This is a genomic window from Pelomonas sp. V22, from assembly GCF_030014915.1.
Lineage (GTDB): Bacteria > Pseudomonadota > Gammaproteobacteria > Burkholderiales > Burkholderiaceae_C > JAUASW01.
Map to the genome: position 1 here is coordinate 324,739 of NZ_JAGIXS010000003.1, position 18,387 is coordinate 343,125.

An 18,387-nucleotide genomic window follows, 5' to 3' on the forward strand; every position below is an offset into this window, starting at 1 on the left:
CTGTGAGCAGTCGGCAGGTGAATGCCTGCGGGTCGGCATCACTCTGATACGCAGGGCCTGCCTGATTGGATCAGGCAGCAGGCCTGTTCTTGTCGGCCTGCCGTGGCGCCACCGTGCCTGATCGTCCCCGGCTGCATCGGTGCAGCCGCTGCCACAGCCCGTGGTGCAGGGCCTAGGGCGCTAGCTGCCGAGTCGTGCCAGCAGAACAAATGCGGCCCAGTCGCGTGGCGGCGTGCCTTCCGCCATGGCCTTCTTCTGTGCCGTTTGCAAGGCGGCGCTGGCATCGCCGCGCTGAAGCGCATAGGCAGCATAGAAGCGCTGCATGAAGCGTGCGGTTGCCCGGTCATCCACCCGCCAGAGGCTGGCCAGGACTTGGCTGGCGCCGCGGTCGAGGAGGGTGGCCGCCAAGCCATCGACCTCGCGGCCATCGCCAAGGGCTGCGTCCAGGACGCCGGTTTCACAGGCCGACAGGGTCACGAGGCTCGGTCGTCCGAGCTCGATGCTGCGCAGGCGCTCCAGCGCCAGGCGCTGGCCGTCGCCCAGGAGCAGCCAGGATTTGGCCACGCTGCCAGGCCTCAGCACGAAGTGGGTGCCAATGTGCAGCAGATCGCCCGACCGCAGGCCTGCAGTCGCGCGGCTCAGCGCGGGTTCGGTGAACATCGCGTTCAGGCGCGCTTCGCCGGGCATGGGACCCTGACCCCGCGAATGCTCAGCGCATCGGCTGGGTTGCGCCTGGGCGTCTAGGCCCAGCACCGGGCCATCGACGATGTCACACAGTTCCTCCGCCACAGCGGGCAGGGCCGGCAGGCCTTGCAAGGATTGGGTGACGCCAAAGGCGGTGATTTGCGGCAGGCCAGCCGTTCGCTGCCCCTGGGCTTTTTGATGGGCGGTCGCAGGCGCCAGCCCACCAGCCACCAGCCAACGGTAGCGACTGGCCAGGTACTGCGAGCCGTCTTGCAGCAGGCCGGGCTGCAGATAGCGCAGCGGTCCGTCCAGCCAGATGACGATCTGGCCGGCCTGGTGCTTGCGAGCTGCACGGTCGACCAGCCGGCCGAGGCGTTGGTACAGGGCGTGAGCCTGGGTGCCGTTCGCCGCCGGCGTCGGGGGTGCGCTCCGTGAGAGCAGTTGGTCGCGCAGTTCAGCCACCTGGCGGGCCAGTTCCAGCGCCGTGATGTCCAACTGCACGATCTCGCTGCCGCCGCGCCCGACCAGCAGCAGGCTGAGTCGGTCTTCGCCGACCAAGGTGTGGACGTGGAGCTGGCCTGCGGGTGCGGTCAATGCGCGGCTGGCCTGGTCAGCCCGGACGCGCGGGACTGCCGGGCTCTGCGCTTGCAGGCCGGCGAGCAGCTCGTTCAGCAGCGCGACGTTGCCGGTGCCTTGCTGCAACTGCTGGAGTCGGGCACGTTCCTCGGCGGTGATGCGCTGGGCAGCGGCCCGCTCGCTGAGCTGGCGCAGTTCGGCCGCCTTGGCAGCGTTCAACCCCAGCACGGTGTCAATGCGCTGCCTGGCGGCGCGTTCCGAGGCCGTCAGACTGAGCAAGCCGTCGCCCGCCGTTCCGTCCAGGCCGCGCTCATTGAAATCGGCCTGTTCCTGGCGCTTGAGCAGGCGCATCACCTCCAGCGCCTCAGGCATGCGCTGGGCCTGCAGCAGCCAGTCGGCCACACGGCGGTAAAGCGGTGCCTTGTCTGCCAGATAGCGGGCGTCGGCCAGGCTGCCCAGGGCTTGCACCTGTTCGCGCTGCTGCTGCAGCCGGTCCAGGGCCAGCTTGCCCAGGAAGATCGCACGGCCCAGTTCCCCGGCGTCAGCGCGGACGTCGGCCCACAGGGCCAGGGCCTGCCATTGCAGACGTGGCTGTCCGGACGCGAAAGCCGCAGCCACGGCACTCTGCGCCGCGCTCTCGGCGGCGCTTGCCTGGCCGGCATGGCGGGCGCGGCGCGCCAGCGCCAGCTGCATCAGCGCCTCGTGGTGCGGCAAGAGCGTGAAATTGCCCCCATTGCCCCCATTGGTAGCAGGGCACTCCGCCGCCTGCAGCTCGCAGGCTTGCACCTGGAGAAGGCGGCGGTCGGGATGTTCTGCTGGCAGCGAGGGCGCGAGGGCCTGGTCGGCGGCCAGCCAGGCCTTGGCGGCTGCGGGGTTGTCGCCGCGACGCTGTGAGAGGCTGGCTTGCAGTGTCAGGAAGCGTGCTTGCTCATCCGCGCTGCGCGGACGTTTGTCCGAGGCCACCACCTGCAGCGTGGCGGCGGCTTCCTCAAGGTCACCCAGCTCGATCATGGCCAGGGTGTAGCCCAGCCGAACTGCTTGCGCGGTATCGGCCTCGGGGGCCCCCTTGCTGGTGGCCAGCAGTGCCAGCGCCTTGCGGAAGCTGGCCACGCCCGGCCCGATCTGGCCGAGGGCCAGCTGAGCCTCGGCCTGGCGGCGCAACGGCCGGGCGCCGCGGGCCGTGCTGGCCTCAGCCCGGCCGGCCAGCGCAGCCACCGCGTCCTGCGCCACCTTCAGAGCTTCACCGGCCCGGCCGCGGGCCAGCAACAAGCCGGACAGGGTTTCGCGCACCGAGGCTTGGTGCCCGAACAGGTCGACCGCGCCGCTCTTCTGCGCCTCGTTTGCTTGCTGCAGGGCTTGCAGCAAGCCCTGTTCCGCCTCGTCAAAGCGGGCCAAATTCATCAGCAGCAGGCCACGGTTGTGCCGGGCGTTTGCCAGGTTGATTGGGTCTTGCTGCACCTGTCGCTGGCGCAGATCGATCTCACGCTCGGTGTAGGACAGGGCTGTTTCCAACTGGGACTGGCGGCGGGCAATGTTGGCCAGGGCATTCAGCGCGGCAGCGGCCTCTGCAGCCAGGCTGTCGGGCTGGGCCAGGCACTCCTCGAGCAAGCCGTTGAGCAGGGTCTGGGCTTCCTCGAAGCGGCGCAGCCGTGACAACAGGCCGCCATGGTTGAGGCGGAGATGAAGGATCTCTTGGCGCGACAGGCCCGCGTCAGGCTGGGCGGCGGCGTCGACCGCCCGCTGTGACCATTGGGCGGCTGTCTCGACCTGGGAGCGCTGGATCCAGATGACGGCCAGCATGCCGGCAACCATGCTGCTTTTCCCCGCCTGGCCGGGGCCGGCGGCTTGGTACCGCTGGTAGGCCTGCTCGAGCAGGGGCTCGGCTTCAGCCGAGCGGCCCAGCCAGACCAGGGATGCAGCCACCTTGGCTTCCCAGTCGGTCAGCAGCAGTGGCGCGGCGGCTGGGGTCTGCTGTTGCAGCTGCCGCCAGCCCAGGCAGGCATCGTCCAGTCCGGCCGCGCCGCGCTGGGTCTGCCCGTCGGCAATGCGTTGACCCAACTGCTCGAGATCCAGCTTTGCCGCTGGCGCCTGTGGCACGCCAGCACAAGCCTGTTCCAGCAAGGCTGCCGTACCGGCCGCTGCCGCCGAGTGCGCTGCAACGGCCAGCATTGCGCCCGAGAGCAGCAAGCGGGCCGTGGTGATTGTGGGAGCGCGGTATGGCTTGCTGGGGCGGGTCGGGCTCATGGGTGGGCAGGCTGGGGGGCGGTAGACAGGATTTCAATCTGCAGGCTCGGACCTGTCACCGGCTGCAGGCCAAGCTGCTTCAAGGCCGCTGCGCGCGCTGCCGGCAACGGCACCGGCAGTTCGACGTCAATGCCAAGCCGCCCCAGGCGCTCATAGGGCTGGGCCTCGAAGCCGGCGGCACGCAGGCGGTCCAACAGGGCTTGACGGTCCAGCAGCGGCTGGCTGGAGAGCCGCTGCTGCAGCACGGCGCCGCGCATCTGTTCATGTTCAGGCGCGGGGTCCCGCATGCCGGCGGGGCTGCCGTCTCCCGGCCCCTGTTGCTGCATGACCAGCAACAGGCCGATGACGGCCACGCTGGCGGCCATGGCATAAGGCCATCGATTGGCGGCCCGTGCCGGTCGTGCGACGTCGGCGAGGCGGTCTTCCAGCACCCCGGCGGCGCGGGCGCGCTGCAGCAGGCGTTCGGCGCGCTGATCGGCGGCGGCCGGCGCACCAGCCGGTGCGCTCAACCGCTGTGTCAGCACAGCCGCGCGAAGCGCCTCGGCTTGCGTGCGGGTGATGTCGTCGGCCCCGGGCGCGGGGCGGCCGGCCATCAGGTCCAGCCAGTCCTGGTCGTCGTCGGCCTCGTTCCTCACGCGGCGGTCTCCACGCTGGCCAAAGGGGTCCGTTGATGCTGCAACTGGTACCAGGGCTGCAAGAACGGACGCGACTTCTTGCGGCACTGCGAGATGAACTCGCGGGTGGCGCCCGGGCTGCGTTCGAGCAGCGCGGCGATCTCGGCGTTGTCCAGGCCCTCCTCGACCACCCAGCGCAGCACCATGGCATGTTCCGGATGGGCCTCGGCAAAGAGCTCAAAACATCGCTGGAAAACGGCTTCGATCTGACGTTCGCTCAGCTGCATTTCGGGCGTGGCGACGCTGTTGCTCGAAAGTTCAAGGAGCACCTGCTGCACCTGAGCGGTCAACCCACCGGTGTCGTCGGTCAATGCCTCTTCACGCGGCGCCTGCGACTTGCGCTGGCGCAGCGCATCAAGCAGGGTGTGACGGACGATCTGATGAATCCAGGCCACCGGCTCTCCGGGGCCGTGGAAGCTGGCACAGCGCTGCCAGACCTTGATCATGGCTTCCTGCACTACATCCTCGGCGGCTTGCCAGCAGCGCAGCGCCGCTGCCGCTTCTCGATAGAAACGAGCGCCATGCTCGCGGTCGACCACCCGCAGCCAGCGCTCAATCTGCCGGCCGCCTTCGCGGCAGGCTTGCTGAAAAGACTGTGCTGACAGAAGCATGGTGGCAGGTCGTTGCAGGAACGGCCGCCATCCTATAGGGCTGTGGCCGGCTGCCGCGTGAAATGCTGAAATTTGCATGGACCGTCAGGGTTAGTACCGCGTCGATTGAGTGCGCCAATCGCACGGCTTTGCGGGCGTACTCACGCCCGCCATCCCGCCCATTTGAGCCGTCATGCCGAAATACCACTGGCGGACCTTCTTGCGCTGTTTCGTTTCCGGCGGGCGCTCGCCGTCAGCGTTCTTGGTCGATTTTGGTGCGGCGGTCAGCGTGGCGTATACCACCGTGCCCGCTCGCTGCATCTGGCCCTGGGAGCGCAGCAGATCGTTGATCATCTCAAGCATCTTGAGCCCCGCTTGTGCTTCTCCAGCACGCGTCGAAAGCGCAGGGCGGTCGTCCCGTCCGGCATTTGCTCATCCCAGTCACCCAGGCCCGAGAAGCCTCGGAACGGTGCGATGTCGCGCAGCGACTCTTCCATTGTTGGGCCGCTCCTGTGAAACCATTGCCGTATGAAGTGAATTCGCGGCTTCACTTCCACCGCAAACGGCGATAGGCCACGCCGACCCTCGGGCTTGGAGGCGCTGATCAACGCGACCCGCACCGACCATGGCACCAGGCGGCCCTTCTCTTCGAGGAACGCGCGCCGCCGCGCGTGCTCGCTCGATGGCTCGAATCTCAAACTCGTCTGCACGATGGCCGGATTCGCCTCAGCTGTTCAGCTTGCTCGGCAGCAGGCTCGTGTGGGGTCTATGCAGAGCTTCCCTGGCGCTCGACAAACTCGAGCAAGTGGGCTCCCCCAGTGAATTGCGTCAGTAAATTGCATTCAGGCGTTTGAAGTCCTGAATATTGCCGCCGCCTCGCGCAGACTCTTCTTCAAGTTAACGCCGTTGCGACTTGATTGTCTGTTTGGCAAAGAAGACCTGCCCGCACAAGCCTTCTCGGCCGCTCAGTCCGATTCACCAGCTGAACATTTAAGAATTGACCCCGATTTTGGATTTTTCATACGGGTGAAGAATCTGCCGGGTCTTGATACTCAAGGAAGGCGTGGTCGGTACAAATATTCAATGCGATCTCTGCATGCCTGGAATTGAGCATAAGCCTTTGACTGCATCGACGCTTTCATAATCTTTGCCGCCTCCATTGAATTCAAGTTATTGCTCATCTGATATGCAGGGGCCAAGTCAGCCTCCACGGCATAACGCTCGCTCTCGCACCCGCTAAAAATACCGCCATCTATGTTTTTTGTGCCAAGAAACGTCATGCCCTTTTGCACGATGCGGTGATTGGTCACTGGTTGATAGATGAGCCATGCTTCTTTGGCCGTCAAAGCTTTGGAGAAGGCATAGAAGGCCATGCCGGCGTCTTTGCAATTCTCCGCATAACAAGCCCAGAAGTTCTTCCTTGCATTACGAACATCGGCGTCAATTTTGTCGATGAGTCGCATCAAATCCATGGTGCCGGCGGCTAACCCGACCATGCTCTCCATGAACTTTCCTTTGTCTTGCTCTTCTTGTTCTTCGGGTGTCATAGACCAACTCGGCTTCTTCTCAGGAGGGACATAACGATAGTAAGGTCGCCCAGGATCCCCAGTTGGACGCAATTTAGCCAGATCGTCTGCAACTTTCTTTAAAAATGCGGCGTTCAAAAGTGGTTGACCTTCTAGGTTTTTCCAGAAAACCTCCTCCAAGACAGACCTAGTTGTGTTGAACCGAGCGAAGTCTAGATTCCTCCACTCCCAAGTTACTCGCTCATAGGCGCCAGCATCTCGAGTCTTCACTTCGTCTAATTTCACTCGTCGATGTTCGCGATAGTAGGCAATTTTCTCCAGGCGATGGATCGACAGTAAAGCTCGGCCCCCAAGATTATTATCCCAGGCGTCAAAGTCTTTTCGATTAAATCCCTTGGTATTGAGATTTTTCGATTTCAAGTAAGCTATCCGCGCAAGACGTTCAATTTTGCCCCCAAGGCTTCCGCTGAGCATCTTGTTGAAATCTCTGACAAACAAGTCCCCAGCATCAGGCTCTAATTGCCGTATAGCGCTCTCTATCTCTCTAACCAGAAGTTGATCCTCAGCGAGGCTCGTTGCTGGCATAGTCATCGCGTCAGCCTTCCATTTTTCCTTGGCGGCAAGTCGATCTGCTTTCTTTTTGGCCTCCCACTCAGCGTCACTCTTTTCTCTTTGTATGCGCACATCCTCCCGTCGCTTGGTTTCTTCGGCAAGCGCGCCCACGCCCCAAATCATTTCAATTGCCGCCATAAGTGTAGGTGGGCAATAGTCGACGGCAATGTCAGCAGTGACAACACTTTTTGGGCCATTGCGATTGTTCAGTTCATCGGCGTTTAATTCGGGAAGGGACTTGCTCCAAAATTGAATTGTTTGAGATCGCCCCCCCTCACTCTTGCTCAATTTCGTGTTTTCGTAGCGGCAGTGGATAACAGGAAAAAGGTAGGGGCGCGGGTTTGCCCCTTTGACATGGGTAGAAGAAATGTAAGGGGGCTCTTTTGACAACACCCACTCCACCTGACTGCTTTTGCTATCAAAATCAGAATTCCCCAGGACGTGGTGAAACGGAGTAATAAAACGCGGCGGACCGCTGTAGCGGCCGTGCTCGAAGTTCTCAGCTGTCTCGGGTCCGCGGCCACCGGATTGCAGGCCGGGTGGTACGCCAGTGCGTTGCGGCATGATCATGGGTTGCATGCCTGGTCCGACGCGGGTTGGGGCCGTGGCGCCAGGTTGATTGCCGCCAATCGCCTGTTGAATCGCGCTCTGAATCTGGGGCGCTGAGCAGGCAGACAGCAGACTCAACGAACCGAGCAGCAAGCCTGATTTCCAAAGTTTTCGATGCATGGCAGAAGTTCCAGTGAAGGCAGATGGGTAAAGAGGGGTTTTCGGGTTCAGGCCTGCACCGGCCCGTGAGTGCGGGCGAGCGAACTACAAGGCGACCTCCGCCCTGAGGCCTCTTCAGCAGGGCTCATGCGCATGGCCGCGCTGCGCAGGATCAGCGAAACCAGCTGCGCTTGCCGCCGGGCGCCACTCTTGATTAGCAGATGCTTGACATGGGCCTGGACGGTGTTGACCTGCACCGCCATGTCCAGAGCCAGCTCCCGGCTGCTGTGGCCCATGGCGAGCGCCGCAGCGACCTTGGCCTCGGTTGGCGTCAGGCCAAAGAGCTGCTGCAACAGACCGGCGTCCGGCCAGGCCTCCAGAGGATCCCAGAGGAGCAGTCGTGTGGCGGCGGCACCATCGAGTTGGACCGGCTCGATGCGCAGGCTGGGTGCGTGGCGATCGGCTGGCTGGCGCAGAAACAGCACCGTGGTTTCGCCGGCTGCCGCGGCCTCCAACCGCCGCTCCAGCGCTGGCGGATCGGCGAGCAGCCGCAGGCGCCCGTCGCGCAGGCGCAGCAGGTCGGCATGCAGGCTCAGCCAAGCGCGGGCCGCGCGGTTCATGGCGCGTACCTGCCGCTGCGAGTTCAGGAGGATCTGTGGCCGGGCAGGCGCGCTCGGTTCGGGCATCGCAGTCCTTTATGGTCATGGGTCCTCACCCGGAGGCGTTGCAAGACAGACGCAGCGGATGTCCCGTTGTCAGGCCCCGGTTGCCTCGGCGAAGAAATTTCCGTCGCGAGCCTGACAGCTGCTGATTCGCAGCGTCTTCCCTGAGGCCGCTACCTGTTCAGGCACTGGACGTGGCGGGTGTTGAACTCACAGGAACCGCACCATGACCCTGCATCTCACCTCTCGCGTCCCGGGGCGCAAGCCATCCCGGCACGGCATCGGCCTGGGCAGCCGCTGGCTGCTCTGTGGCCTGTCATTGCAGCTGATTGCCGGCTGCGGCCAGATGCAGAAGGTCTTGCCGGAGTCGGCGCCGCCCGCGCCCGCGGTTCAGGATCAGCGCGGCCCCTCGGTCGGCACGGCGCCGGCGCGGCCCCGTGTTCAGCCTGCGACGCCTGCCCCGGCGGCCGGTGGCGCGCCTGCCGAAGCACCGCCCGCAACAGGCTCCAGTTGGGGGGATGCCGCCATCAAGGTGGCGGTGTGCGGCGCGGTCGCCTTTGGCGGCGCGAAGATTGCTAATCGGCTCGTCGAATGGGAGGCCAAGACCAAGCCGATGTCGGCCAAGGACAAGGAGTTGAAGCAACGCAGCTATGTGGTCGGCTTTGCATTGCTCGGCTGCACCATCGGCGTCAATCTGGCCTCCAAGGTGCTGGCCAATCTGTCGGAAAAGGCTCGCCAGGCCCAGAACCAGGCTTGGTATGAAGCCCAGCAAGGTGCCAGCAACAAGGTCCAATGGAGCGCGCCTGACGCCAGCGGATCGACCGAGTTGACCGATGTTCAGGTGAGTGCCAATGGCCGGAGCTGCGGCATTCGCCGCGACGTGATTCGCTCGAACCAGGGCGAGGAAACCGCCCAGGTGCCGGTGTGCAAGAAGCCGGGAGAGAAAGAGTACACGCCCACGATTCAGCTGGGCTGATCCCCATGGCAGGCCTGCTTTTGCGGCTGTGCGCCTTGCTGGTCCTGATGGGTGCGAGCGCGTCAGGGCTGGCTCAGACGCGCGCCGAGGACTGCCCCAGTGATCCTCCCCCCTACAGGTTGCCCGAGTCGAGGGGCGTGGATCCCCCGATGCAGTACTGCTTCGCACGCGTCCAGGGACGTCGGGTGCTGTGGCTTTACGGCGGCGTGGGCGCAGACAGCGCCAGCCAGGTGCAGCGTGGCCTTCGCCAGGAGCGGGCTTACGACGAAGTCTGGGTCAACTCGCCCGGCGGCAGCGTTGCCGAAGCGCTCGAGATCGGCCAAACCCTTCGCCGCCTGCGCGCCCACGTGCGGGTACCGGCAAAGCGTGGCGTTGTCTGTATCAGCGCCTGCACGATCCTGATGCTGGGTGGATACAACCGCACCGTCGATCAGCAGGCCATCTTCATCGTGCACGCCAAGTCGGGCGTGATGCGGATCAGCGCCAATACGGGTTTCGGCACGGTCGGGGGCAAGCTCATGACATGGGGGGAGGCTGTCGAGATCCTGAAACAGGAGCCGGAGCAGTTGAAGCAGCTGGCCCAGTACAAGTGGAACACCGAGGTGAATGCCTCGACCGAGCTGATCAGCTACTACCAGACCATGATCGAAGGGCTGCCGCAGGCGGCCGCCTATCGTCAGCTTGCCGCGCGGGCGCTGCCTGCGCTTTACGACGGTGCAAGCCCGGCGCGGCGCTTCAGCGAGGATCTGGCCGATATCCAGGCACGTGGCCTGGTCGCGCTGCAGGAGATCTTTACCCAGGTCGAGCTGGGCGCCATGAGCGCGATTTACGACGGCCTGTGGCGAGAGCGCGCCTCGCTTGGGGTCGGCGCCGAGGAGGCCCTGAAGATCTTCCGCGCCGGTTTGAACTGCCGCATCCAGGATCTTTGCCCGCTCGAGCCGCACCAGCTGGAGCAGCTCGGCTATCACAACTTCACGCCTCAATGAGTTCGCATGACTACTCGCAACCGTTCTGCCTTTGCTGACCGGCCGATGCTGGCCCGGATGAGCAAGCCGGCCCAAGTGTTGAGGCTGGCGGTACTGCTGACGCTGCTCGGTGGCTGCGCCAGTCAAACGCCTGACCGGGGGCAGCCGCTGCCTGGCCTGCGTCTCGATGCCCGTCCGTCAGGTCTGTGGCTGGAATGGACGCCCGATTCGCTCGTCAACCGCGCGCTGCGTCCCGGCACTCGGCTCGACGTCGTTGCCGAGTACCCGAGCGCAAGCGGTCCGGTGACCGGCGACGCGGTCGGTGCGGTACAGCTTCGCAACGGCCAGAACGCGGTGCAGATCGAACTTGCGCCGACGCTGAGGCGGGTGCCCAGTGGCCCGGTCTGCCTTCGCCTGCGCGTTGATGGGCGCGCGGCACTGCCGCTGCGTGCCGGCGGTGGCGAAGGGGCCACCGACACCTTTCAGCATGCTGCCTGGGCTCGCAGCGCCGGCGCAGCGAGTCAACAGGCCGCAGACAAGCGCGAGCGTGAACGTGCTCAGCAAATCCTGGGGCGCCTGGATACCGCCGATGGCGAGCACGCCGCCTGGATGCAGCAGCGAGGCGTCAACCAGGCCCAGCAATGCGAACTGCTGAGCTACGTCCCTGCGGCGGACGGCCGGCCGCCGCGCAGTGTGGTCGAACCTGCGAAGCAGATGGAGACTGCTCAGCGTGATTGCAGCTACCGCCTCGTTCGCCTTCTCAGCCAGGAGCAGTTGCCGACGAGCGCCATCGAGCTTGCGGCCGCGATGGAACGTGATTTCCAGGCCGAGAGTGGCCCATCGGCGGCGGGACAGTTGGCTGCTCAACGCTTGCGCCAGGCTCAGCAGCTGGCCGTGCTGTTGCGCAAGTTCGATGCGGCCATCACGCAGGCCGACTATCGCCTGGCATTGCCGCTGCCAGCCAGCGTTTCGGCGCTGGCCCTGACCAGCACGGCCGACGAAGAGGTCAAAGCGGCCAAGGCTAGCGGCACGCTGCGTCGCCTGTACGAGCCCCTGCTGGATGCTTTTGCCTCCTGCACTCAGGACACGCGCGCCCAGCTGCGGCTTTCGCAGGAGAGCTGGCAGAAGGAGCAACAGTTGCAACCTGCTCTGCTCAAGCAGCGCAACGAGCTGCTGCGCGCCGAATGCCGCGCCAACTTTGCGGAAGCCGGGCGTCGGCAGGAGTTGCGGTCTGCAACCCAGGCGCTGATACGCAAGCTAGAGCAGCCCGCGGCGGCGCCTGGCAACGCCCCTGTCAATGAGCCGCTCAGCCTGCTGCGCAGCGCCTGCCGATAGTGACTCGATCCTATGGAAATCCAGCCCATGAATCAGAACGCCCGTTCTTTGCGCCCAGCGCGGCGCCCATCCTGGCAACTGGTGCTCCTGGCCCTGCCGTTGGCCCTGCTGCTCAAGCAGCGCGTGGACGACCTCAGCCTGCTCTCGGACCTGATTTTTCGCGTCCTGGGCTGGCAGTTTGAACCGAGCATCCTCAAGCGCACCATTGTCCGCGTCAGCGTGCATCAGCGTGCTGCGCTGCGCGTCCATGCGCTTGAGCCAGGCTTCGGCGGTGCGCTGGTAATGCGTGCCATCCCAGCGCCAGCGCTGCACGAGGTGCAGGTCGTCCTGGCATTGCAGGGCCAGGTCGTCGCTGGGCATCATGCCGCCGGAGAAGAAGTAGCGGCTCATCCAGTCGCTGGCGTCCTTCTCGACGAAGGGGTAGGGCGCCTCGCGATGGGCGAACACATGCATGAAGAAACGCCCCTCGGGCCGCAGCCAGGTCGCAATCTGCGCAAAGGCGCGCGGCCAGTTGCGCAGATGCTCGAACATCTCGATGGAGACGATGCGGTCGAACTGCGCCTCGGTGGTGAAAGCATTGAAGTCCTGCGTGATCACCCGGACGTTGGCCAGCTTTCGCTGCCGCAACTGCTCTTCGATGAAGGCGCGCTGCGAGTGGGAGTTGGACAGGGCGGTGATGCGGCTGTTCGGGTAGCGCTCGGCCATCCACAGGGTCAGCGAACCCCAGCCGCAGCCCAGCTCCAGCACCTCCTGGCCATCCTGCAGGCCGGCCCGCTTGCAGGTCTCGGCCAGGGCGGCGACCTCGGAGGCTTCCAGCGTGTCCACGTCCGAAGGCCACCAGCCGCTGCTGTACTTGCGATGCGGCCCCAGCACCGCCGCAAAGAAGGCGGCCGGCAGTTCGTAGTGCTGCTCGTTGGCCTTCTCGGGCAGCAGGGCCAGCGGGCTCTCGCGCATGCGCTGCAGGAAGGCCTGGGTCTGCTCCGCAACGGCGACCGCATCACCGCTGGCCACCTCTGCCAGCCGCTCGCGCAGCAACTGCCGGATGCCCAGCCGCGTGATGCCGTCGGGCAGGCGGCCTTTATCGATCAGGGTGATGGCGCTTTGCATGCAGATCTCCGGGTAGGCCTCCGGCCAGTGAAGGGGCCGCGGGCGTTAGCTTGACGTGACCGATACGCAGGCGCCGCGGCCTTGGATCAGGGGGCCGCCGGGGCAGGGTGTTTTGCCGGCCGACCGGGGCCGCACCTCGGCCAGCACGGCCGCTGACCCGGTCTAACGGCGACTTTCTTATCCAGGTTCAAGGAAATCCCGGGGCCCAATCCCTAGGCTCTCGCCATCTGAAACAAGTCTGTTCGAAAGGACTGTCATGGCCCGTGGCTTCACCAGCCAGATGGCACGCAACATCTTCTACGGAGGCTCCCTGTTCTTCGTGCTGCTGTTCGCCGTGCTGATCCTGGATACCGAGAAGAAGATTCCAGCGCGCAGCAAGGCGGCCGAGATCACGCCGGCCGTGGTGCGCGGCAAGCACATCTGGGAAACCCGCAACTGCATCGGCTGCCACACGCTGCTGGGGGAGGGCGCCTACTTCGCGCCGGAACTGGGCAACGTCTACAAGCGCCGTGGTCCCGACTTCATCAAGGCGTGGATGCAGGCCCAGCCCACCGGTGCACCGGGCCGGCGCCAGATGCCGCAGTTCCACCTCAACGAGCAGCAGCTCGACGACCTGGTCCAGTTCCTCAAGTGGACCAATGGGGTCGACACCGAGCAGTGGCCTCCCAACATCGAGGGCTGAAACCAGATGAAACCCGCAACACTCAAGTTCAAGTCGCAGTCGGTCGCACGGCTGTACTTCACCGGCGCGCTGGCGCTCTTCGTGGGCCAGATCGTGTTCGGCGTGCTGCTCGGCCTGCAGTACCTGATCGGCGATCTCGCCTTCCCCTTCGTGCCCTTCAACATCGCCCGCATGGTTCACACGAACCTGCTGATCGTCTGGCTGCTGATGGGCTTCATGGGCTCGGCCTACTACCTGGTGCCCGAGGAGGCCGAGACCGAGCTGTGGAGCCCGAAGCTCGCGGTAGCGCTGTTCTGGATCTTCCTGGCGGCCGGCGCCGCCACCATCCTCGGCTACCTGCTGGTGCCGTACGCCACGCTGGCCTCGGCCACCGGCAATGACCTGCTGGCCACCATGGGCCGCGAGTTCCTCGAGCAGCCGCTGCCCACCAAGCTCGGCATCGTGGTCGTGGCCCTGGCCTTCCTGTTCAACATCAGCATGACGGTGCTCAAGGGCCGCAAGACCGCCATCACCCTCGTGCTGTTGATGGGCCTGTGGGGCCTGGCGCTGATGTTCCTGTTCAGCTTCGTCAACCCGAGCAATCTGGTGCGCGACAAGATGTACTGGTGGTTCGTGGTCCACCTCTGGGTGGAAGGCACCTGGGAGCTGATCCTCGGCGGCCTGCTGGCCTTCGTGCTGATCAAGACCACCGGCGTGGACCGCGAGGTGATCGACAAGTGGCTCTACCTGATCATCACCATGGCCCTGGTCACCGGCATCCTGGGCACCGGCCATCACTTCTTCTTCATCGGCCTGCCGGGCTACTGGCAGTGGGTGGGCAGCGTGTTCAGCGCGCTGGAACCTGTGCCCTTCTTCATGATGACGCTGTTCGCGTTCAACATGGTGCAGCGGCGCAAGCGCGAGCATCCCAACCAGGCGGCCGTGCTGTGGGCCGTGGGTTGCGCGGTGATGGGCTTCCTCGGTGCCGGCCTGTGGGGCTTCATCCACACGCTGAGCCCGGTCAACTACTACACGCACGGCACGCAGGTCACGGCAGCCCACGGCCACCTGGCCTTCTACGGTGCCTATGTGCTCGTGGTGATCGCCATGATCAGCTATGCCATGCCCATCCTGCGCGGCCGCGAGGCCAACTCGCGCCGGGCCCAGAGCTTCGAGATGTGGAGCTTCTGGATCATGACCATAGGCATGGGCGTGATGGTGCTGGCCCTGACCGGCGCCGGCATCCTGCAGGTCTGGCTGCAACGCATGCCCACCGAGGGCGCGCTGAGCTTCATGGCCACCCAGGATCAGCTGCGCTTCTTCTACTGGGTGCGTATAGGCGGTGGCGTGATGTTCCTGTCCGGCCTGCTGACCTACCTGGCGAGCTTCTTCATCGGCGCGGGCGCCGATGAAGGCGAAGCCCCGACGGGCCGCCTGCAGGCAGCCTGAGGAGCGCAGCAATGGAAATGCAGAGCGCCCGCAGCCTGGCCGCCACGCCCTTCTATGCCGAGCAGGCGGACGAATGCGCGCTGTTTGCCCAGGCCCACGCGGCCCGGCTGCCGCTGCTGATCAAGGGCCCCACTGGCTGCGGCAAGACGCGGCTGGTGGAGCACATGGCGGCACGCCTCGGCCGGCCGCTGATCACGGTCAGCTGCCATGACGACCTGAGCGCCGCCGACCTGGTCGGCCGCCACCTGATCGCCGGCGGCGACACCCGCTGGTGCGACGGCCCGCTGACCCGCGCGGTGCGCGAGGGCGCGATCTGCTACCTCGACGAGGTGGTCGAGGCCCGCAAGGACACGACCGTGGTGCTGCATCCGCTGGCCGACGACCGGCGCATGCTGCCGCTGGAGCGCACCGGCGAGCTGATCCCGGCCGCACCGGGTTTCATGCTGGTGATCAGCTACAACCCGGGCTACCAGAACCTGCTCAAGGGCCTGAAGCCGAGCACGCGTCAGCGGTTCGTGGCGCTGAGCCTCGCGTACCCGGCGCCCGAGGTCGAGCGCGCCATCGTCGCTGCCGAGAGCGGCTGCACGGCCGAGACTGCGGCGCGGCTGGTGCGCCTGGCCGAGGCGCTGCGCCGGCTCACCGAGCAGGATCTGGAAGAGAGCGCCAGCACCCGGCTGCTGGTGATGGCGGCACGCCTGGCCGTGGCCGGCATGCCTTTGCGGCGGGCCGCCCAGGCGGCCATCGTCGACGCGCTGACCGACGACCCGGAGACCGTGGCGGCCCTGCACGAGGTGCTGGAGGCCGTCCTCGGCAACTGAGATGAGCCCGCTCCCGATGGCGCGCCGGCAGCAACTGCGCCGCGCCACTCAACTCGGCTTCTTCGCGCTGTTCCTGCTGGCGCCCGCGCTGAACCTGTTCCGCTTCGATCTGAGCGAAACCCAGCTGTGGATGCTGGGCATGCGCTGGAGCCTCGGCATCACGGCGCTGCAGCAGCACCAGGTCAGCCCCACGGAGGCGGCGCTCTCGCTGATCCTGCGCGGCATCCTGCCTGCGCTCCTGTTCGTAGCGGCCTTCCTGGCCGTGGCCTGGCGCTATGGCCGCGTCTATTGCGGCTGGCTGTGCCCGCATTTCTCGCTGGTCGAGGGCCTGAACAGCCTGCTGCACCGGGCCAGCGGCCGCTTCAGCCTGTGGGACCGCCAGACCAGCCTGCGCGCCGGCCAGACCGCGCAGCGCCGCTGGTGGCCGCTGTTCCTGCTGAGCTGCCTGTTCTTCGGCTTCCTCTGGTCCATCACGCTGCTGACCTACCTGCTGCCGCCGGCGCGCGTGTGGTCGCACCTGCTCGGCGCCAGCCTGAGCGCGGGCGAGGCGCGATTCATCTTCATTGCCGGTGGCGCCTTCACGCTGGAACTGCTGCTGGCCCGCCACCTGTTCTGCCGCTTCGGCTGCGCGGTGGGCCTGTTCCAGAGCCTGGCCTGGATGGCCAACCCGCGGGCCCTGGTCGTGGCCTTCGACCGGCACCGTGCGCGCGAGTGCCGCGACTGCAGCACCGCGCAGGCGCCCGGCGGCAGCGCCTGCGACACGGCCTGCCCGATGCGCCTGCATCCGCGCAACATCAAGCGGATGATGTTTTCCTGCGTGCAATGCGGCCAGTGCCTGACCGAATGCGAAAGCACGCACGCCGGCAATACCCCCAATCTGCAATGGACCGTGGGCCTGGACGCGGTCCGCGAGACGCTGCGCCACAAGGCGCACAAGGACTGACACATGGAAGAGTGGGTGGGCGAGCGCTGGCACCGATTCATCACCCGCGTGGCCGACCGCAGCCATGTGGAGGAGGCAGTGGAGCTGGCTGAGGTCGAACGGGCCGCCGGCCTGCTGTTCCGCGCGGCCGGCGGGCTGCCTGGCGTGCGCCTGGTGCCAGCCTCGGCCTCGCGCAGCGGAGGGCCACGCGACTGGCTGCAGCGCCTGGCCGGCGCGGGTCAGCGCGTGCAGCGGGCGCAGCTGGACCCCGACACCCTGGCCCTGCCGCCGCGCATCGCCGTGTTCAACGAGCGCGCGCTGAACCGCGACCTCTATCTGTGGCTGGCCGCGCTGGCGGCCGTGTTCGAGCCGGCCGAGGGCTGGCTCGCTGACAACCAGGCGGCCACGCAGCGCCTGCTGGCGCAATGCCCGGGCCTGCTGCCGCGCTGGCAACGCCTGCTGGCGGCGCAACTGGCCCTGCGGCCGCAGGGCCTGCATGGCGTCGCAGCGCTGGACGAAGCGGCGGTGCAGGCGGCCCTGCAAGGCGAGGCGGCTGCGGGTGCGACGCCACGTTGCGACGCGGTGGCACCGGTGTGGGTCTGGCTGGAGGCGCTGCCGGCACGTGTGCCCGGCGCGTCACGTGCCGACGGCGAGGGAGCCACGGCCGGCGCCCGCGCGCCTGCAAGCGCCACCCGGCGCCGCACCCGAGACGCGCAGAAGAGCGGTCAAGAGCGCGCGCCGCTGCTCTTGGCCAGCAAGGTCGAGTCCATCCTGAGCTGGAGCGAGCATGTCTCGCTGGACCGGGGCGAGGACGACGAGGACGACGGCAATGCCCTGGCCGCGGCCGACGACATGGAGGCGCTGACCCTCAGCCGCGACGGCCGCGCTGGCGCCTCGCGCATCAAGTTCGACCTCGACCTGCCCAGCGCCAGCGTCGACGACCAGCCGCTCAGCGCCGCCTTCAGCCTGCCCGAATGGGACTGGAAGCGCCGCTGCCTGCTGCCGGACCATTGCGCGGTGCAGACCCTGGTGGCAAGACCTGGCACCGCAGCCTATCGCCCAGGCGCGGCCCTGCGTGCCACCGCGCGGCGCACGCGCCGCCAGCTCGAGCTGCTGCGCGCCGCGCCCCGCTGGCAGCGCGGCTGTGCCGACGGCGAGAGCATCGACCTCGATGCCTGGGTTCGCCATGCGACGGCGGCCCACAGCGAGACCGCGGGCGACCCGCCGGTGTTCGCGCGCCGCCAGCGTGGCGAGCGCAGCCTGGCCACCTTGCTGCTGGCCGATCTCTCGCTCTCCACCGATGCGCATGTCAACAACGACGCCCGCGTGATCGACGTGATCCGCGAGGCGCTCTATGTGTTCGGCGAGGCGCTGGACGGCTGTGGCGATGCCTTCGAGATGCTGGGCTTCTCCTCGGTGCGGCGCAAGAACGTGCGCCTGCAGCACCTCAAGGGCTTCGACGAGCCCTGGGATGGGCGCAGCCAGGCGCGTGTCGGTGCGGTCAAGCCGGGCTACTACACGCGCATGGGCGCGGCCATCCGCGCTGCCACGCTGCGGCTCGCCGAGCGGCCCGAGCGGCAACGCCTGCTGCTGATACTGACCGACGGCAAGCCCAACGACCTCGATGTGTACGAGGGCCGCTGGGGCATCGAGGACACCCGCCGGGCGGTGCAGGAGGCGCGCGAGGCCGGCCTGCTGCCGTTCTGCCTCAGCATCGACGAGCAGGCACACGACTACCTGCCGCACCTGTTCGGGCGCCAGGGCTACGGCCAGGTGCAGCGCCCGACCGAGCTGCCGCAGCGCCTGGCCGCGGTCTATGCGCAGCTGACGCGGGCGGCTTGATCCAGATCCATTGACACGGGTCAAGCGCGCCGGGCG

14 protein-coding genes and 1 pseudogene are annotated in these 18,387 nt (G+C 66.4%); 8 read left to right on the plus strand and 7 right to left on the minus strand.

Translation table 11 applies throughout. The features are described 5' to 3' along the window. Nucleotides 1-180 precede the first annotated feature (180 nt). From J7U46_RS13780 to J7U46_RS13805, 6 genes and pseudogenes are all read right to left on the minus strand, one after another. Nucleotides 181-3,504 (minus strand): CHAT domain-containing protein, encoded by a 3,324-nt coding sequence (locus J7U46_RS13780; RefSeq protein ID WP_282826733.1) that lies wholly within the window; start codon nucleotides 3,502-3,504, stop codon nucleotides 181-183. Next, the gene (locus tag J7U46_RS13785) at nucleotides 3,501-4,139 is read right to left on the minus strand and encodes a hypothetical protein (protein WP_282826735.1); all 639 of its coding nucleotides are present in this window, start codon (nucleotides 4,137-4,139) and stop codon (nucleotides 3,501-3,503) included. The genes J7U46_RS13780 and J7U46_RS13785 overlap by 4 nt, the downstream gene beginning before the upstream one ends. Further along, nucleotides 4,136-4,789, minus strand: coding sequence for an RNA polymerase sigma factor (locus J7U46_RS13790; protein WP_282826736.1), 654 nt, complete (start codon nucleotides 4,787-4,789; stop codon nucleotides 4,136-4,138). Before J7U46_RS13790 ends, J7U46_RS13785 begins: the two co-directional genes overlap by 4 nt. A gap of 156 nt (nucleotides 4,790-4,945) precedes the next feature. Next, nucleotides 4,946-5,481, minus strand: a pseudogene (locus tag J7U46_RS13795) (transposase); the annotation flags it as partial. Between the two features lie 339 nt (nucleotides 5,482-5,820). Then, a complete protein-coding gene (locus J7U46_RS13800) occupies nucleotides 5,821-7,635 on the minus strand; it encodes a DUF1720 domain-containing protein (protein ID WP_282826737.1) in 1,815 nt (604 codons plus the stop codon). A gap of 47 nt (nucleotides 7,636-7,682) precedes the next feature. Beyond that, nucleotides 7,683-8,300 (minus strand): helix-turn-helix transcriptional regulator, encoded by a 618-nt coding sequence (locus J7U46_RS13805; RefSeq protein WP_282826739.1) that lies wholly within the window; start codon nucleotides 8,298-8,300, stop codon nucleotides 7,683-7,685. 202 nt (nucleotides 8,301-8,502) lie between these two features. Here J7U46_RS13805 and J7U46_RS13810 point away from each other — a divergent pair, with 202 nt between their 5' ends. Genes J7U46_RS13810 through J7U46_RS13820 form a run of 3 tightly spaced genes read left to right on the plus strand, consistent with a single transcriptional unit; the run spans nucleotide 8,503 to nucleotide 11,552 of the window. Further along, nucleotides 8,503-9,252, plus strand: a complete 750-nt coding sequence (locus J7U46_RS13810) for a hypothetical protein (RefSeq protein ID WP_282826741.1) — start codon at nucleotides 8,503-8,505, stop codon at nucleotides 9,250-9,252. Nucleotides 9,253-9,257: 5 nt separating this feature from the next. Next, nucleotides 9,258-10,238, plus strand: coding sequence for an ATP-dependent Clp protease proteolytic subunit (locus tag J7U46_RS13815; protein WP_282826743.1), 981 nt, complete (start codon nucleotides 9,258-9,260; stop codon nucleotides 10,236-10,238). A 6-nt stretch (nucleotides 10,239-10,244) separates the two neighbouring features. Then, entirely contained in the window at nucleotides 10,245-11,552 is a 1,308-nt protein-coding gene (locus J7U46_RS13820) for a hypothetical protein (RefSeq protein WP_282826746.1), read from the plus strand. Here J7U46_RS13820 and J7U46_RS13825 read toward each other — a convergent pair. Continuing rightward, the gene (locus J7U46_RS13825) at nucleotides 11,475-12,659 is read right to left on the minus strand and encodes a cyclopropane-fatty-acyl-phospholipid synthase family protein (RefSeq protein WP_282826748.1); all 1,185 of its coding nucleotides are present in this window, start codon (nucleotides 12,657-12,659) and stop codon (nucleotides 11,475-11,477) included. The two genes, J7U46_RS13820 and J7U46_RS13825, sit on opposite strands and share 78 nt — an antisense overlap. A 256-nt stretch (nucleotides 12,660-12,915) precedes the next feature. Here J7U46_RS13825 and J7U46_RS13830 point away from each other — a divergent pair, with 256 nt between their 5' ends. From J7U46_RS13830 to J7U46_RS13850, 5 genes are read left to right on the plus strand one after another with little or no spacing between them, the layout of a single operon-like run. Continuing rightward, nucleotides 12,916-13,341: a cytochrome c gene (locus J7U46_RS13830; protein WP_282826750.1), complete on the plus strand. Its 426-nt coding sequence runs from the start codon at nucleotides 12,916-12,918 to the stop codon at nucleotides 13,339-13,341. Between the two features lie 6 nt (nucleotides 13,342-13,347). Next, a complete protein-coding gene (locus tag J7U46_RS13835; protein WP_282826752.1) occupies nucleotides 13,348-14,769 on the plus strand; it encodes a cbb3-type cytochrome c oxidase subunit I in 1,422 nt (473 codons plus the stop codon). An 11-nt stretch (nucleotides 14,770-14,780) separates the two neighbouring features. Further along, the gene (locus J7U46_RS13840) at nucleotides 14,781-15,587 is read left to right on the plus strand and encodes a CbbQ/NirQ/NorQ/GpvN family protein (protein WP_282826753.1); all 807 of its coding nucleotides are present in this window, start codon (nucleotides 14,781-14,783) and stop codon (nucleotides 15,585-15,587) included. Nucleotide 15,588: 1 nt separating this feature from the next. Continuing rightward, nucleotides 15,589-16,530, plus strand: a complete 942-nt coding sequence (locus tag J7U46_RS13845; RefSeq protein WP_282826755.1) for a 4Fe-4S binding protein — start codon at nucleotides 15,589-15,591, stop codon at nucleotides 16,528-16,530. A 3-nt stretch (nucleotides 16,531-16,533) separates the two neighbouring features. Then, complete coding sequence (locus J7U46_RS13850; RefSeq protein ID WP_282826757.1) at nucleotides 16,534-18,351, plus strand: VWA domain-containing protein; 1,818 nt, start codon at nucleotides 16,534-16,536, stop codon at nucleotides 18,349-18,351. Nucleotides 18,352-18,387: the final 36 nt, after the last annotated feature.

What these genes read in the sequence shown, in the direction of transcription:
- J7U46_RS13780 (WP_282826733.1), bottom strand. Translation starts at nt 3,504, where the DNA reads ATGAGCCCGACCCGCCCCAGCAAGCCATACCGCGCTCCCACAATCACC.
- J7U46_RS13850 (WP_282826757.1), top strand. Translation starts at nt 16,534, where the DNA reads ATGGAAGAGTGGGTGGGCGAGCGCTGGCACCGATTCATCACCCGCGTG.
- J7U46_RS13830 (WP_282826750.1), top strand. Translation starts at nt 12,916, where the DNA reads ATGGCCCGTGGCTTCACCAGCCAGATGGCACGCAACATCTTCTACGGA.
- J7U46_RS13815 (WP_282826743.1), top strand. Translation starts at nt 9,258, where the DNA reads ATGGCAGGCCTGCTTTTGCGGCTGTGCGCCTTGCTGGTCCTGATGGGT.
- J7U46_RS13800 (WP_282826737.1), bottom strand. Translation starts at nt 7,635, where the DNA reads ATGCATCGAAAACTTTGGAAATCAGGCTTGCTGCTCGGTTCGTTGAGT.
- J7U46_RS13820 (WP_282826746.1), top strand. Translation starts at nt 10,245, where the DNA reads ATGACTACTCGCAACCGTTCTGCCTTTGCTGACCGGCCGATGCTGGCC.
- J7U46_RS13805 (WP_282826739.1), bottom strand. Translation starts at nt 8,300, where the DNA reads ATGCCCGAACCGAGCGCGCCTGCCCGGCCACAGATCCTCCTGAACTCG.
- J7U46_RS13790 (WP_282826736.1), bottom strand. Translation starts at nt 4,789, where the DNA reads ATGCTTCTGTCAGCACAGTCTTTTCAGCAAGCCTGCCGCGAAGGCGGC.
- J7U46_RS13840 (WP_282826753.1), top strand. Translation starts at nt 14,781, where the DNA reads ATGGAAATGCAGAGCGCCCGCAGCCTGGCCGCCACGCCCTTCTATGCC.
- J7U46_RS13845 (WP_282826755.1), top strand. Translation starts at nt 15,589, where the DNA reads ATGAGCCCGCTCCCGATGGCGCGCCGGCAGCAACTGCGCCGCGCCACT.
- J7U46_RS13810 (WP_282826741.1), top strand. Translation starts at nt 8,503, where the DNA reads ATGACCCTGCATCTCACCTCTCGCGTCCCGGGGCGCAAGCCATCCCGG.
- J7U46_RS13835 (WP_282826752.1), top strand. Translation starts at nt 13,348, where the DNA reads ATGAAACCCGCAACACTCAAGTTCAAGTCGCAGTCGGTCGCACGGCTG.
- J7U46_RS13825 (WP_282826748.1), bottom strand. Translation starts at nt 12,659, where the DNA reads ATGCAAAGCGCCATCACCCTGATCGATAAAGGCCGCCTGCCCGACGGC.